Annotated in this window: 11 protein-coding genes; all 11 read right to left on the bottom strand. The window is 68.0% G+C overall.

The features are described from left to right. Position 1: 1 nt before the first annotated feature. Positions 2 to 1,582, bottom strand: coding sequence for a bifunctional phosphoribosylaminoimidazolecarboxamide formyltransferase/IMP cyclohydrolase (gene purH, locus BW971_RS03290; RefSeq protein ID WP_076476592.1), 1,581 nt, complete (start codon positions 1,580 to 1,582; stop codon positions 2 to 4). After that, positions 1,579 to 2,247 (bottom strand): phosphoribosylglycinamide formyltransferase, encoded by a 669-nt coding sequence (purN, locus tag BW971_RS03285; RefSeq protein WP_407701187.1) that lies wholly within the window; start codon positions 2,245 to 2,247, stop codon positions 1,579 to 1,581. The genes purH and purN overlap by 4 nt, the downstream gene beginning before the upstream one ends. A gap of 137 nt (positions 2,248 to 2,384) precedes the next feature. Next, a complete protein-coding gene (locus BW971_RS03280; RefSeq protein ID WP_143690186.1) occupies positions 2,385 to 3,821 on the bottom strand; it encodes a cell division protein PerM in 1,437 nt (478 codons plus the stop codon). A 74-nt stretch (positions 3,822 to 3,895) separates the two neighbouring features. Next, positions 3,896 to 5,602: a DUF5336 domain-containing protein gene (locus BW971_RS22070; protein WP_143690185.1), complete on the bottom strand. Its 1,707-nt coding sequence runs from the start codon at positions 5,600 to 5,602 to the stop codon at positions 3,896 to 3,898. 136 nt (positions 5,603 to 5,738) lie between these two features. After that, positions 5,739 to 7,628: an acetoacetate--CoA ligase gene (locus BW971_RS03270; protein ID WP_076477298.1), complete on the bottom strand. Its 1,890-nt coding sequence runs from the start codon at positions 7,626 to 7,628 to the stop codon at positions 5,739 to 5,741. 20 nt (positions 7,629 to 7,648) lie between these two features. Beyond that, positions 7,649 to 9,301 carry an AMP-binding protein gene (locus BW971_RS03265; protein WP_076476587.1) on the bottom strand — a complete coding sequence of 551 codons (1,653 nt, stop codon included), beginning with the start codon at positions 9,299 to 9,301 and terminating at the stop codon, positions 7,649 to 7,651. Next, positions 9,298 to 10,203 (bottom strand): HpcH/HpaI aldolase/citrate lyase family protein, encoded by a 906-nt coding sequence (locus BW971_RS03260; RefSeq protein WP_083709240.1) that lies wholly within the window; start codon positions 10,201 to 10,203, stop codon positions 9,298 to 9,300. The genes BW971_RS03265 and BW971_RS03260 overlap by 4 nt, the downstream gene beginning before the upstream one ends. Beyond that, a complete protein-coding gene (locus BW971_RS03255) occupies positions 10,200 to 10,718 on the bottom strand; it encodes a MaoC family dehydratase (protein WP_076476586.1) in 519 nt (172 codons plus the stop codon). Before BW971_RS03255 ends, BW971_RS03260 begins: the two co-directional genes overlap by 4 nt. Beyond that, the gene (locus BW971_RS03250; RefSeq protein ID WP_076476584.1) at positions 10,715 to 11,872 is read right to left on the bottom strand and encodes an acyl-CoA dehydrogenase family protein; all 1,158 of its coding nucleotides are present in this window, start codon (positions 11,870 to 11,872) and stop codon (positions 10,715 to 10,717) included. The genes BW971_RS03255 and BW971_RS03250 overlap by 4 nt, the downstream gene beginning before the upstream one ends. Continuing rightward, positions 11,869 to 13,941, bottom strand: coding sequence for an acetyl/propionyl/methylcrotonyl-CoA carboxylase subunit alpha (locus tag BW971_RS03245; RefSeq protein ID WP_076476582.1), 2,073 nt, complete (start codon positions 13,939 to 13,941; stop codon positions 11,869 to 11,871). Before BW971_RS03245 ends, BW971_RS03250 begins: the two co-directional genes overlap by 4 nt. Before the next feature lie 6 nt (positions 13,942 to 13,947). Then, positions 13,948 to 15,579, bottom strand: coding sequence for a carboxyl transferase domain-containing protein (locus BW971_RS03240; protein ID WP_407701186.1), 1,632 nt, complete (start codon positions 15,577 to 15,579; stop codon positions 13,948 to 13,950). Positions 15,580 to 15,795: the final 216 nt, after the last annotated feature.

Here is a 15,795-nt window from a genome sequence, read left to right as displayed (position 1 = left end):
GTCAGTGGGCGAAGTGCCGTGATCCGGTCAGGTACAGGGCGATCCCGGCGTCCTGCGCGGCGGCGATCACCTCGTTGTCGCGTATGGACCCACCCGGCTGCACGATGGCCGTCACCCCGGCCGCGGTCAACACCTGCAGGCCGTCGGGGAACGGGAAGAACGCGTCCGATGCGGCGACGGAACCTGCCGCTCGGTCGCCTGCCCGTTGCACCGCGAGGTGAGCCGAGTCGACCCGGTTCACCTGACCCATTCCCACACCGACCGAGGCGCCGTCCGCGGCGAGCAGGATCGCGTTCGACTTGACCGCGCGGCACGCGCGCCAGGCGAAGTCGAGGTCGGCGAGGGTGGCCGCGTCGACCGGTTCGCCGCTGACCAACTGCCACGACGACGAATCGTCACCGTCGGCGTCGAGGACATCACGCTCCTGCACCAGCAGCCCACCGGAGATGGGGCGCATCTCGGTACCCGTCCGTGGGAACGGCTCGGCCAGCAACACCCGGATGTTCTTCTTGCGGGTCAGCACACTCAGCGCACCGTCGTCGAAGGCGGGCGCGATGATCACCTCGGTGAAGATCTCGGCCACCTGCTCGGCCATCGCCACACTGACCGGGCGATTCGCCGCGATGACACCGCCGTACGCACTGACCGGGTCGCAGGCATGTGCCTTACGGTGTGCCTCGGCCACGTCGGCGCCGACGGCGATGCCGCACGGGTTGGCGTGTTTGATGATCGCGACCGCGGGCTCGTCGAAGTCGTGGGCAGATCGCCACGCCGCGTCGGCGTCGGTGAAGTTGTTGTAGCTCATCTCCTTGCCGTGCAGCTGCTCGGCCTGCGCGAGCCCCGGCGCCCCGGACTCGTTGCGGTACAGCGCGGCGCGCTGATGCGGGTTCTCGCCGTACCGCAGCACGGCGCTGCGCTGCCAGATCGCACCCACCCAAACCGGTAGTTCGTCGGTGGTCTCACCGTCGGACCCCTCGTCGGAGAGTTGAGCCGACAGCCAGGTCGCCACCGCGACGTCGTAGTCGGCGGTGTGGCGAAAGGCCGATGCGGCCAGGGCGGTGCGCTCGCGCAGATCGAAGCCACCATCCGCCACCGCTTCCAGCACCCGGGCGTAGTCGGCGGGGTCGACCACCACCGCCACCGATGGGTGGTTCTTGGCCGCGGCGCGCACCATCGACGGTCCGCCGATGTCGATCTGCTCGACCACCGCATCGAACTCCGCACCGGAGGCGACGGTTTCGACAAACGGGTACAGATTGACCACCACCAGGTCGAACGGTGCCACATCGAGTTCGGCCAGTTGCGCGACGTGATCCTCCTTGCGCCGGTCGGCGAGGATGCCCGCGTGCACCCGCGGATGCAGGGTCTTCACCCGCCCGTCCAGGCATTCCGGGAAGCCGGTCAGCTCGGCGACCTCGGTGACCTCGGCTCCGGACTCGGCGATCACCCTGGCCGTCGAACCAGTGGAGACGATCTCGACACCGGCTGCCGCGAGGCCGCGGGCCAGGTCGGTCAGACCGGTCTTGTCGTAGACACTCACCAGTGCCCGGCGGATGGGAAGTCGAGCTGTCTGGTCGCTCACCGTATGTGCGCCTTTCGTCCGTCGATGTCGACTCCGGTGCGGATCACCGCGGCGACCACGGTCGCCAAGAGTCCGCGTTCCACGGCTTTGATCCGTTCGTGCAGGGTGATCTCGTCGTCCTCTGGTTCGACGAACACCGGGGCCTGGGCCAGGATCGGACCGGTGTCGACTCCGGCGTCGACCAGGTGGACGGTACAACCGCTGACCTTGACGCCGTGCGCGAGTGCGTCGGCCACGGCGTGAGCTCCCGGGAACGCGGGCAGCAACGCCGGGTGTGAGTTGATGATCCGCCCGGCGAACTCGTCGAGGAACGCGGAGCCGAGGATCTTCATGAAACCCGCGGTCACCACGACCCGGGGCCGATACCCCGCGACGGCGGCGGTCATCCCGACGTCCCACTCGACACGGGAGGCGTGGGTCCCGATCGGCAGCACGTGGACGGGGAGGTCGCGTCTCACCGCGATAGCCGCGGCCGGACAGTCGCGGTCGGTGACCACAGCGACCACTCGGAAGGGACTGTCCGGGCCGTCGCCGGCGTCGAGGAGCGCACTCAGCAACGTCCCGGTACCCGAAGCGAGCACCACGATGGGTGCGGCAGGGTCGGGTGAGACGTTCAGGACCGGCTCCTCGGAATGGTCGTATCGGTGGGCAGGACCACGGGACACATCCCCAGCGGTCGCACCCGGAACCACACCGGGTGTTCGGGCCGGGTTCGCCCGGTCTCCGTGCCGCATGCGAGCCTAGTTCCCAGCCGGTGCCAGCCCGGACTCGGGCCGTGTCCCGACCGCCCGGTGACCCTCGGTCAGTGTCGTCGGTTACCGAAGTCGTCCGCGGCTATCAGGTCCTCGCCCTCTCCGGGCGTCTCGACGTCGATCGCGTCGGCGCGGTCCGGGATCTCCACCGTGTCGTCGTCCTCGACGGTCCGTACGTCGTCGCCACCCTCGCGATCCGCGCCGTGATGATCGGCGGTGACGAAGTCGTCTCGGTCGTCGGACCCGGATTCGGTGACCACATACGGGTGGGCAGGGGTGAGTCGCTCCCGCAGCGACGCAGGCAGACACCCGACCAGGAGTGCCATCACCATTCCCACCACCGCGATCCACCCGAATGCGAAAACCCCGGCCGCGGGAACGTTGATTCCCGCGGAACCCAATGCCCCGAGGTCGCCCCCGGCGAGCGCGGTGGCGACGACCATCACGGTGGCGGTGATCGCCGCGGCGACGGCGACCCGCTGAGCGTTGCGCACCGGATCGATGTCGAGAGACCGTCGACCGACCACGACGGCGACCACTGCGGGCACGACGAACAGCACGGCCATCCAGTGACCGGCCCCGCCGTCGGGCAACACGGCCAACACCGGCAATCCGGGCAGCGACCCACCGTGGCTGCTCACGATGTCACCGGCCGCGGTGCCGACATGGACGTCGGCACCCACCAGGAAGCCCGCCGCACCGATGATGACGTTGGGCAGGTACAGCACCGACAACACCACCAGGCCGAGCATTCCCGACCAGGTGTGGCCAGCGCGGATCAGTTCCCCGGTGACGTCGAAGTTGACGACCAACCGCACGGCGACCATCAGTGCGGCCGCGACGAACAGCCCGAGCACCCCGGCCAGACCGGTCCGCACCGCCTGTCGTCCCCACCAGGTGATCCCGAGCACGCCCCCCACCTGCGCCCAACGGCCGCGTCCGAGACCGAGGCCGACACCGACCCCGTGCACCCCCGCGGTCCAGCAGAATGCGGTCAGCGGATCCGGCGCCTGCACCGGCAACGCAGTGGAGGCGTCCATGACCACCGCCAGTCCCAGCGCGGTGATGACGAGCGGCCCGCCGAGGGCGGCGAGCACCAGCGAGATGAGTTCGGCGCGCGTACGGCCCGGGGTCGCCACCCGCCCGATCACCGCGGCGACCGCGACGACGAGCACCATCGTCGGCATCAACGGCAGCACACCGATGGCGAGCTCGTTGACGCTGATCGGGACGTGATGGACCACGAGCCACATCGCGAAGACCGTCGACACCATGCCGGTGAACGAATCGCCTGCCGCGAGCAGAGTGATGACGGTGAGCAGTCCCAGCAACAGGATCAGCGCGATGGGCACCGCGAAGGCGATGACGAACAACTCACGGGTCGACTGCGTCCCGGTCACCGCCTGGGTGCGACGCGCACGGCGCGTGGCTCGCAGACGGGTGACCAGGGAATCCCCGATCGTGGAGCGCGCAGTTGGTTCAGACATCTCCTCGAGAATCTCAAACCCTGCGGCCACGGACCGTCAGGCGCGCCGGTGTGCCGGTGCGCCCGACGTCCGGGTCAGTGCCCCTGGTTGCGTTCCGGGTTCCCGAATGCGGTGGTCTGATCGCCGTACGGATCAGCACTCGACTGCCCCGGGGACGATGCGCCCGGGGACGACTCGGACTCACCCTGCCGTACGTACGGACTCGACCCGGTCCCTGTGGACTCCTGGTGATGACCACCGGTGCCCGAGGACGCTCTCGCCGACGGTGCCGGGGCGGCTGTCTGTCCCGACCCGGTCTGGGTGTACGGGTTCGGTGGGGTGTACGAGCTCGACGCGCTCTGCGACTGGCCATAGGACACCTGGCTGTCGCCGCCGGTGCTCTCCGCGCGGCCCGACTCTCGACGCACCGACGCACCGGAGTCGGTGGTGTCCGCCGACGGCCGTGACGTGGCCTCCGTCTGCGCGGTCGACTGTCCGTAGCCGTAACCACCGGCCTGGCCGAAGGTGCTGGTGCTCGGCGAGTCCTGTGCAGCGGACTGCGTGGTCGCCGCGGCTTGCGCGGGCTGCGACTCCGACCCCACAGCGTCGCCGGCGTCCGCGGGCGCCGCGGTCTTCAGCACATCGGCCTCGATCAGGAATCCCACGATGGCCAACGCGGCCTCGACGGCGCCGAACACGAGCAACAGGATCAGCCCGATGCCGACGCTGACATCACCCCTGGTGAAGACCACGAACAGACCCACGAGAAAGGACACGAGGGCGATCGGCGCGGCGGTGAGCAGCGGCTTGCTCCGATTGGCGGGTACCAATCCTGTCAGGGCCAACACCCCGGCGACCGCGAAACCGAAGAGGCTCACAGCGGCGACCGACTGGAACACCTCGGTGCTGACGCGACTTCCGTCGGTCAGCGGGCTGGAGAAGTAGGCGGTGAAAGCCGGGGCGAATCCCAGGAACAGATTGACCAGACCGAGCAGACCCACACCGGCGAGAACGAGTCGCCTGGTCACCGCCGGCAGACCCGCACCCTTCGGCTTCGGCGGCGCAACCTGCTGCGAGTACCCCGGTTGGCCGGTCGTCTGCTGGGCGTATTGCGCCTGGCTGTAGTCCTGTTGGCCGTAACCGGACGGGTTGTACGACTGTCCGTAACCCGATTGACCGTATCCGCCCGCCTGGCCGGCGCCTGGCGCACCGTAACCCGACTGCCCGTAACCCTGCGCGCCGGCATACTGACCGCTCGGGGACTGGCCCGAATACCCCTGCTGTCCCGAACTCTGCGATGGAGACGACGCAGGCTGATCGGATGAGCGGCCGTATCCGGCCTGCCCGTATCCCTGGCCTGCATAACCCTGGCCGGAGTAGCCCTGACCGCCGTAGGACTGTCCGGCGGCCGGCTGGCCGTAGGACTGCCCGTACCCCGACTGCTGGCCGTATCCGGCCTGGCCGTAACCCTGCGCAGGCGAGCCCTGGCCGGCGGACGACTGACCGGAACCCTGAGGCTGTTGGCCCCAGGCCCCGTACCCCTGCTGCCCGTAACCTTGTTGTCCGTAACCGCCGGCCGGCTGCCCGTAGCCGTACTGCCCGGACCCGTAGCGATCGGCACCATATGGATCGGAACCGGTCTGTCCGCCCGACGACTGGGTCTGCCCCGCGGAATCGCGGCCGGTCGACTCGTGTGCGGTGGATTCCTCGCCGGATCCTTGTCGTTCCTGCTCCTGTCGGCCACCCTCGGGCTGACCGGAGTACTGCCCGCCGTAGCCGGGTCCGCCGGATTGGTAGCTCATCGTCACTCCTGTGATTGACGTCGTGGTCGCCTGCCCACGCTAGTACACGCGATTGACAGCACCATGAGAATGCTCTGAGCACCGCCACCACACGTCATGCGTTCGACTGCGGACCGTCAGCCGACCGCCAGACGTCTCACCGTTCCGGGGGATGCTGCCCGCGGTACCAGTCGATGAGCTCCGGGTCGTCCACGGACTTGAGATCCACTGAGACGTCGGGTCGGCCCGCGAGGATCGCGGTCACCGGCACCTCGAGTTTCTTGCCTGTCCGGGTGTGCGGCACACCCGGCGCGAGGATCACCTCGTCGGGTACGTGGCGTGGTGACAACCGGTTTCGGATCGCGGTGCGCAGATGTGCCACGAGCGAGTCGTCGAACGTCGCGCCGGCGACCAAGGTCACGAAAAGCGGCATCCAATAACGCCCGTCGGGTAGGTCGACACCGAGGACGAAGGCCTCCGCGACCTCGTCCACCGACTCCACCACCTCGTAGATGTCCGCCGATCCCATTCGGATCCCGTGACGGTTCAGGGTGGCGTCACTCCGGCCGTGGATGATCAACGATCCACGATCGGTGACCGTGACCCAGTCACCATGGCGCCAGATGTGCGGGTCGGGACCGTCGGCCCACTCGTGGCTGAAATACGCCGCCCGGTACCGATCTCCGTCGGGATCGTCCCAGAACCGCACCGGCATGGACGGCATCGGCGCGGTGATCACCATCTCCCCCACCTCGTCGATGAGCGGGCGGCGCTCGGATGACCAACTGTGCACGGCGACAGCGAGATAGCGCACCGACAGCTCGCCGGGCACCACCGTCACCCCGGTGGATCCACCGGCGAAGGCGGTGCACACGTCGGTGCCGCCGCTGATCGACGACACCGGCAACCCGGCGGCCACCTCCGCATCCACCCAGTCGAAGAGGTCCGGGGCCAGTGACGACCCGGTGCTGCCCAGGGTGCGCAATGCCGAGAGGTCGTGATCGGCGCCGGGGTGCAACCCCGCCTTACGCGAGGCCTGCAGCTGGCCCGGGCTGGTACCGAAGTAGGTGACGCGCTCGTCGGCGAGCACCTGCCAGAGCCGGTCGGCGGTGGGAAAGAGCGGACTGCCGCTGTAGCAGACGATGGTGGAGCCGCAGAGCAAGCCGGCGAGCTGATAGTTCCACATCATCCAGCTCAACGCGGTCTGCCAGAAGAAGACGTCACCCGGCCCCAGGTCGCCGTGCAGTGCAGCGGCCTTCAGATGTTCCACCAGGATCCCACCGTGGCCCTGGACCAGACCCTTGGGTCGTCCGGTGGTGCCGGAACTGAACAGCACCCACAGCGGATGATCGGCGGGTACCTGCTCGGTCACGACCTGAGCACCCGGCTGACCGGTGGTGAAGTCCTCGGTGCGTAGCAGTGTCGCCCCGGGCAGCATCTCCAGCAACTCCCGCGTATCGGCCGTCTTGTCGATGACCTTGCCGCCATGGCGGTATCCGTCACCGGACACGAGCACGACGGGGCGCAGCTGCGCGAGTCGGCCCGCCGCACCCGAGGGTGCGTAGTCCTGGCCGCAGCTCGACCAGGTCGCTCCCAGCGCGGCCGTCGCCAGGAACGCCACCACCGCCTCTGCCGTGTCGGGAAGGTAGGCCGCGACCACGTCGCCGCGGGTGACACCGGCGTCCTGCAGCCGGGTCATGACATCGGCGATCCGACCGGGCAGTTCCGTCCACTCGACCACGACGCGCCGACCCTCCTCGTCGAGCGCGACGATCGCCGCACCTGACTGATCACGATGTCGCAGAACCTGGTCGACATAGTTCAGCGTCACGTCGGGAAACCACCGGGCGGCGGGCATCGTGGGGTCGGCGAGCACCGCCGAGTCGTCGGACGAGCCCAGTGGTCCCAGGTCGAAGAACTCCCACACGGCACGCCAGAACTGCGCCGGGTATTCCACCGACCATTGCCAGAGCGCGGTGTAGTCGGCGAATTCTTTCCCGGTTCGTGCGGCGACGACGTCGGCGAACTCGCCGATCCGTCCGGTCAGCCCAGGACGTACCGTCGCGGTCACCGCGATCCCTCTGATGAGGCGGGCAGCCCGAGTATGTCGACAGCGTCCTCGCGCATCTGCACCTTCCGGATCTTGCCGGTCACCGTCATCGGGAATTCCTCCACCACATGCACATAACGGGGGATCTTGTGCTTCGCGATCACTCCGTCGGCGAAGGCACGCACGTCGTCTGCAGTGAGGTCTCCGGCGCCGTCGCGGAGACGCACCCACGCCATCAGCTCCTCGCCGTACCTGTCGTCGGGCACACCGATCACCTGGGCATCCAGGATGTCGGGGTGGGTGTAGAGGAACTCCTCGACCTCGCGGGGGTAGATGTTCTCACCACCGCGGATGACCATGTCCTTGATGCGCCCGGTGATCTGGACATAACCGGTGTCGTCCATCACTCCCAGGTCACCGGTGTGCATCCAGCCGTCGGCGTCGATGACCTGTGCGGTCTTCTCGGGTTCGTTCCAATATCCCGACATCACGCTGTAGCCGCGGGTGCAGAACTCCCCACTCGCACCGCGGTCGACGGACTCACCGGTGCCCGGGTCGACGATCCTGATCTCCAGATGCGGGCCCACCCGACCGACGGTTCCCACCCGGCGTTCGAGGCTGTCGTCACTGCGGGTCTGGGTGGACACCGGCGAGGTCTCGGTCATACCGTAACAGATCGACACCTCGGCCATGTGCATCTCGTCGATCACCCGGCGCATCACGTGTTCCGGACACGGTGAACCCGCCATGATCCCCGTCCGCAGCGATGACAGGTCGACGTCGCCGAGGTCACCCGAATCCAACAGGGCCAGTTCGGCGATGAACATCGTCGGCACCCCGTACAGGCTGGTGCACCGCTGCCCGACCACCGCGCGCAGCGTCGCGGCCGGGTCGAACCCGGCGGCGGGGATCACCATCGCCGCACCGTGGGTGGTGGCGGCCAGATTCCCCATCACCATCCCGAAGCAATGGTAGAAGGGCACCGGGATGCAGATCCGGTCGTCGGCGGTGTAGTGACACAGTTCTCCGACGAGGTAGCCATTGTTCAGGATGTTCCGATGTGACAGCGTCGCGCCCTTGGGGAAACCGGTGGTACCCGAGGTGAACTGGATGTTGATGTCGTCACCGACACTCAATCCGTCACGCAGACGGGCGACCTCGTCGGCGAGTTCGGGAGCGGGCACACTGAGCAGGTCGGCCCATTCCTCGGACTCGAAGAACACCACTCGCTGCAGCGCAGGGCAGTTCGGCCGGGCGATGTGCAACATGTTCTGGTACTCGAGGTCGCGGTGGCTCCTGGCGGCCAGCACGCAACTCACCTGCGCGTGGTTGAGGGCGAACTCGATCTCACGTTGGCGGTAGGACGGATTCAGATTGACCAACAGCACACCGATCTCGGCGGAGGCGTACTGCGTGATCACCCACTCCCATCGGTTCGGTGACCACAGTCCCAATCGGTCACCTGGTCCCAACCCGAGACGCACGAGCCCCGCGGCAAGGCGCCGCACATCGCCGAGGAATTCGGTGTACGTCCACGAACGACCTGCCGCCACGTCGATCAGGGCGTCGTGATGCGGGTATCGCTCGGCGGTCTGCGCCAGCGACTGCGGGATTGTCTGCTCCAGGAGCGGCGGTTCGGTCTCACCGCGCGCATACGACAGGTCGGTCACGATGGGCGTCTTCCGTTCGGTGTGGTCGATTCGACCGATGACGTCGCGGCGTCGTCGTGCGACGCACCGGTCAGGTCGGCGGCCTGGCGCCTGCTGATGATCGCCTCGGCCTGTCGGATCACCGGGCCGTCGATCATGCGGCCGTCGAAGGTGAAGACACCACCGCTCGCCGCGGCTTCGGCCACCACCTCGGTGGCCCATCGGTACTCGTCGTCCGACGGTTGATATCCGGCTCGGACGACGTCGACCTGAGAGGGGTGGATACAGGCGGTCGCCTGATACCCCAGTGCGACCGCGTCGAGCACCTCCGCACGCAACCCGTCGACGTCACCGATGTCGAGGTGCACGGAGTCCACGGCGAACCGGTCGTGGGCGGCCGCGGCGAGCCGCACCTGTGACCGGACGTGGCGCGCCAGATGGCGGTAGGCACCCGGATCGGCCTCGCCGGGACCGAACCGGCTGGAGCGACCACCGAGTCCGGCGACGAGATCCTCGGCGCCCCACATCAGCCCGATACAGTTGGCCGCGGAGGCGACGTCGAGGGCGTTGACCGCCCCTGTCGGTGTCTCGATCAACGCGATCACCTGATGACCGGTGGCGACGACATGGCGCGCCGATTCCGCCTTGGCGAGCATCAGTACCCGGTAGTCGGTCCGGGCGATGGCACGCAGGTCACGCGCGTGGTCGCCGGTGTCGGCGCCATTGACCCGGACGATGGTCCGATCGGGGTCCAGCGGGTTGTCGACGAGCGCCTGCCGGGCCGCCTCTCGATCAGCGGGGGTGACGGCGTCCTCGAGGTCGAGGATGACCACATCCGCGCGGTCCGCGGCCTTCCGGTATCGATCGGGCCGATCGGCCGGGCAGAACAGCAACGCCGGCCCGCCGGGCGTCCAGTTGCTCATCGGTCACCGTCCTCGGGTGTCGCACGCACCAGCGTGGCCCGCACCGCCCTGGCCACCACCTCGCCGTGCTGGTTTCGTCCGACGTGCTCCAAGTTGACCACACCTTCGCCGGGTCGCGATCTGGATCGACGCTTTCCGGTGCATCGCGTCTCGGCGTGGAGAGTGTCGCCGTGGAACATCGGCGCGGGAAAGGCGATCTCGGAGAAGCCCAGGTTGGCCACCAGCGTGCCCTGGGTGAGCTGTGCGACCGACAGCCCGACCAACGTCGACAGGGTGAACATCGAGTTGACCAGCCGTCGGCCACCGAAGCCGGGTTGCTCGGCCGCCCAGGCGGCATCGAGGTGGAGGGCCTGCGCGTTCATGGTGAGCGTGGTGAACAGGACGTTGTCGGCCTCGGTCACCGTTCGACCGGGCCGGTGCTCGTAGATCGTGCCCTCGGCGAACTCCTCGAACCAGAGGCCCCGCTGGACGACCCGGGGAAACTCGTCGCCGTCCGCGAATCGGCTGTCACTCACCGGAAACCCAACTCACGGGCAATCAGCATCAGCTGGACCTCGGTGGTGCCCTCCCCGATCTCCAGGATCTTGGAATCGCGGTAGTGCCGGGCCACGGGGTATTCGTTCATGTACCCGTATCCGCCGTGGATCTGGGTGGCCACCCGGGCGTTGTCCATCGCCGCCTCGCTCGCGACGACCTTCGCGATGGCCGCCTCCTTCTTGAACGGTTTGCCTGCCAGCATCCTCGCCGCGGCGTCGTAGTACGCGGTACGTGCGGTGTGCGCACGTAATTCCATCCGGGCGATGGCGAACGAGACCGATTGGTAGTCACCGATGGGTTTGCCGAACGACTGCCGTTCCTTCGCGTATCTGACGCTCTCGTCGACGCACCCCTGCGCCACCCCGGTCGACAGGGCGGCGATGGCGATACGCCCCTCGTCGAGGATGGAGAGGAAGTTCGCGTAACCACGGCCCCGTTCACCGAGCAGGTTGTCGCGCGGCACGCGGGCGTCGGTGAACGACAGCGGATGGGTGTCCGAGGCGTTCCATCCGACCTTGTCGTACGCCTTCCCGACCTCGAATCCGGAGGTGCCCGAGGGTACGACGATGGTGGAGATCTGTTTGCGGCCGTTCTCGGTGGTCCCGGTGACCGCGGTGACGGTCACCAGGCTGGTGATGTCGGTGCCGGAGTTGGTGATGAACTGCTTGGCCCCGTTGATCACCCACTCCTCACCGTCCAGGCGTGCGGTGGTGGCCGTGGCCCCGGCGTCGGACCCGGCTCCCGGTTCGGTCAACCCGAATCCGGCGAGCGCCCGACCCTCGGCCAACGCGGGTAACCAGGTCCGCTTCTGCTCCTCGTTGCCGAATCGGTAGATGGGCATGGCACCGAGGCCGACACCGGCCTCGAGGGTGATGGCCACCGACTGGTCCACCTTGCCGAGTTCCTCCAATGCCAACGACAGCGCGAAGTAGTCGCCGCCACCGCCGCCGTACTCCTCGGGGAAGGGCAACCCGAACAAGCCCATCTCCCCCATCTGCGCGATCACCTCGTAGGGAAAGGTGTGGTCGGCGTCGTGTCGCGCGGCGACCGGTGCGACCACCGACTGTGCGAAGTCACGGACGGTGGTCCGCAGCGCGTCGTATTCGTCGGTGAGATCGTCGGTGATGGTCATACTGTCGCGGTCTCCTCTGTGGTGTTGGACGTGTCGGATCGGTGGGTGAACTCGAGGACGGCAAGAATCTGACCGGCGGTGACCTTGTCGCCGACCGCGACCCGCACGGTCACGTCACCGTCGGCGGGTGCCCGTAGGGCGTGTTCCATCTTCATCGCCTCGATGACGACGACGGTGCTCCCCGACGTGACCGGCCCGTCAGCGGTTCCCACCGCGACGACAGTGCCGGGCATGGGGCTGGTGATCTCGTCGGAGTGGTCGTCGGTGAGGGCGTCCGCCTGTGTGCGCGCCAGTGTCAGTTCCCACGTGCCGCCCGGTCCCGCGATCCAGAGACGTTCGTTCGCTGCGGAATCGGGGTCCTCGGCGAGCGACCAACCGCTACCGACGCCGTCGACCGTCAGTCGGTCACCGTCCCACCCGCATCGGGCGTGCCAGGACCGCGGCGCATCGTTGTCCTCGTCCTCGACATCACCGGCCGCGACGGTGACGGTGACATCGCCACCGTCGCGATCACCGATCACCGCGACGGTGGCGATCCCCGCGTCGGTGTGTACACGAGTGACCACGGGTGCGCGGTCGCCGAGCCGCCAGCCGACGTGTCGTTGCCAGGCACCGTCGCCCGGCTCGGGGACGCGGACGAGGCCGAGCAGCGCCAGCGCCTCCGGGGGTGGCGCTGGGGCGCGGTAGTCCAGCACCATCTCGTCGAGGAGTTCGGTGTGCAGGTCCCCACTGCGGACGCGTGGGTCGTGGAGCACGGTGCGACAGAAGTCGATGTTGGTGCGCAACCCGAGCACCCGGGTGTCGGCGAGCGCGCGATCGAGCCTGCGCAGGGCGTCCTCACGGTCGATGCCGTGCGCGATGACCTTGGCCAGCATCGGGTCGTAGTCGGTGCCGACGACCATGCCGTCATAGAGGGCGGAGTCGGCCCGCACCCCGGGTCCGGTCGGGTGAGTGACGGACAGGACGGTCCCGCCGGTGGGCAGGAACCCGTTGGCGGGGTCCTCGGCGTAGACGCGAGCCTCCACGGCGTGGCCGTCGAGGTGCACGTCGGATTGGCTCAGCGGCAGGCGTTCTCCCCGTGCCACCCGGACCTGCAGGTCCACCAGGTCGAGTCCGGTGACCTTCTCGGTGACCGGGTGTTCCACCTGCAGGCGGGTGTTCATCTCCATGAAGAAGAACTCGTCGGGGTGGTTGGCGGAGACGATGAATTCGACGGTGCCCGCACCGACGTACCCGACACTGCGAGCCGCGTCGCAGGCCGCGTCGCCGATCCGTGCCCGGGTTGCGGCATCGAGTAACACCGATGGCGCCTCCTCGATCACTTTCTGGTGACGTCGTTGCAGCGAGCATTCGCGTTCGCCGAGGTGGATCACCGAACCGTGGGTGTCGGCGATGACCTGCACCTCGATGTGGCGAGGGGTGTCGACGAAACGCTCCAGGAACAGGGTGTCGTCACCGAAAGCCGCCCCCGCCTCACGGCGGGCGGTGGCCAGTGCCGAGGGCAGGTCCGCCGCGTCGTCGACCCGATGCATTCCCTTGCCGCCACCACCCGCACTGGGTTTGATGAGCAGCGGATACCCGATGTCGGTGGACGCGGCGATCAGGTCGTCGTCGGACAGGCCCGGTCTGGAGACGCCGGGTACCACCGGGACACCGTTGGCCGACACCGCATCCCGGGCGGTGATCTTGTCACCCATGGTGCGGATCGCCTCGGCGGGTGGCCCGACGAACACGATGTCCGCCTGAGCCAGCGCGTCGGCGAATCCCGCGTTCTCCGACAAGAACCCGTACCCGGGGTGTACGGCATCGGCACCGGTGGCGCGCGCCGCGGCCACCAGGGTGGGAATGGACAGGTAGCTCTGCGCTGCCGACGCCGGGCCGATGCGGACCGCGGTGTCGGCCAAGCGAACGTGCCGGGCGTCGGCATCGGGGTCGGAGTACACCGCGACACTGCGGATGCCCATGGCGCGCAGAGTCTCGATCACCCGACACGCGATCTCACCGCGGTTGGCCACCAATACGGTGTCGACGCTGCGACGGGCCTGCGGATCAGAAGGGGTGGTGGTCATCTCACATCACATCCGGAAGACGCCGTAGCCCACAGGGGCCAGCGGGGCGTACCGCGCGGCCTCCAGGGCGAGGGCGAGAACTGTGCGGGTCTGCGCGGGGTCGATGACCCCGTCATCCCACAGGCGGGCCGTGGAGTAGTAGGCGTCGGATTGGTGGGCGAACTGATCGCGAATGGGTTGTTTGAACTCTTCCGCGTCGGCGTCGGACCAGGTGCTGCCGCCGCGTTCGATCTGGTTGCGGCGCACGGTGGCCAGGGTGTCGGCTGCCTGTGGACCACCCATCACCGAGATACGGGCGTTGGGCCACATCCACAGGAAACGCGGCGAATACGCACGGCCACACATCGAGTAGTTGCCCGCACCGAAGGATCCACCGATCATCACGGTGAACTTGGGCACCCGGGCACAGGCCACGGCGTTCACCATCTTGGCACCGTTCTTCGCGATGCCACCCTGCTCATATGCTTTGCCGACCATGAACCCGGTGATGTTCTGCAGGAACACCAGGGGGATGCGCCGCTGATCGCACAGCTCGATGAAGTGGGCGCCCTTGAGTGCCGATTCGCTGAACAACACACCGTTGTTGGCGACGATGCCCACCGGGTGTCCCTCGATGTGCGCGAAGGCGGTCACCAGCGAGACCCCGTAGTCGTGCTTGAACTCGTCGTAGACGCCGCCGTCGCAGATGATCTCGATGACCGTACGCACGTCGTAGGGGGTGCGCGGATCGGTGGGCACCACATCGTAGAGGTCGGTCTGGTCCCGCGCCGGCGTGGTCGAGGGGGTGACGTCCCACTGGGACGGTTCGCGGGGAGCCAGGGTCGCGACGATGCGCCGCACCCTCAGCAGCGCGTCCTCGTCGTCGGCGGCGAGGTGGTCGGTGACCCCGGAGACGGACGAATGCATCTGCCCACCACCGAGTTCCTCGGCGGTGACGTCCTCGCCGGTGGCCGCCTTCACCAACGGTGGGCCGGCCAGGAAGATGGTCCCCTGATCCCGGACGATGACGGTCTCGTCACTCATCGCCGGGACGTAAGCGCCGCCGGCGGTGGACGAACCGAGCACCGCCGAGATCTGTGGGATCCCGGCCGCACTCATGGTGGCCTGGTTGTAGAAGATGCGGCCGAAATGTTCACGGTCGGGAAACACCTCGTCCTGGGCGAGCAACATGGCCCCACCGGAATCGACGAGATAGATGCACGGCAACCGGTTGGCCGCGGCGACCTCCTGTGCACGAAGGTGCTTCTTGACGGTCATCGGGTAGTAGGTGCCGCCGGACACCGTCGCGTCGTTGGCGACGATGACGCACTCGCGGCCACTGACCCGGCCGATACCGGCGATCACCCCGGCGGCGGGCGCCTTGCCGTCGTACATGTCCTCCGCGGCAAGGGGTGCGATCTCCAGGAACGGAGACCCGGCGTCGAGCAACGTGTCGATGCGGTCACGAGGTAGCAGCTTGCCGCGGGACAAGTGGCGCTCGCGAGCCTTGTCTCCGCCGCCCCGCGCGGCGCGAGCCATCCGATCCCGGAGTGCGGTCACGTTTCGCAGATGGGCCTCGCGGCCGCTCGTCGCAGTCGGCTCGTCGGTCGCCGACCCGACCGGCCCGGTCTGGATCGGGGTCGTCTGGATCGGGGTCACGCGGTACCCGCCTCTCGGTCACGATCTCAGTTAGTTTTCATTAACTGAAGTCAGTGTAAGTGATCCGGACCACTGTTGTCACGCGATCGCGACCACGGGTTCCGGCCATCCGAGACGAACATGCACCGCCGCACTCGTGAGCTGGGTCACACGTCGAGTTACAGTGGTGGCACCCAACCACTGCGGGTCACCCACCACCCCCGGGGGAGCCGCTAC

Source organism: Williamsia sterculiae (assembly GCF_900156495.1).
GTDB classification, from domain to species: domain Bacteria; phylum Actinomycetota; class Actinomycetes; order Mycobacteriales; family Mycobacteriaceae; genus Williamsia_B; species Williamsia_B sterculiae.
This window is presented reverse-complemented; position numbering and strand designations above follow the sequence as displayed.

Excerpts from the sequence above, each read along its gene's own strand:
- BW971_RS03280 (WP_143690186.1), bottom strand. The coding sequence starts at position 3,821 with ATGTCTGAACCAACTGCGCGCTCCACGATCGGGGATTCCCTGGTCACC.
- BW971_RS22070 (WP_143690185.1), bottom strand. The coding sequence starts at position 5,602 with ATGAGCTACCAATCCGGCGGACCCGGCTACGGCGGGCAGTACTCCGGT.
- BW971_RS03260 (WP_083709240.1), bottom strand. The coding sequence starts at position 10,203 with ATGAGCAACTGGACGCCCGGCGGGCCGGCGTTGCTGTTCTGCCCGGCC.
- BW971_RS03250 (WP_076476584.1), bottom strand. The coding sequence starts at position 11,872 with ATGACCATCACCGACGATCTCACCGACGAATACGACGCGCTGCGGACC.
- BW971_RS03245 (WP_076476582.1), bottom strand. The coding sequence starts at position 13,941 with ATGACCACCACCCCTTCTGATCCGCAGGCCCGTCGCAGCGTCGACACC.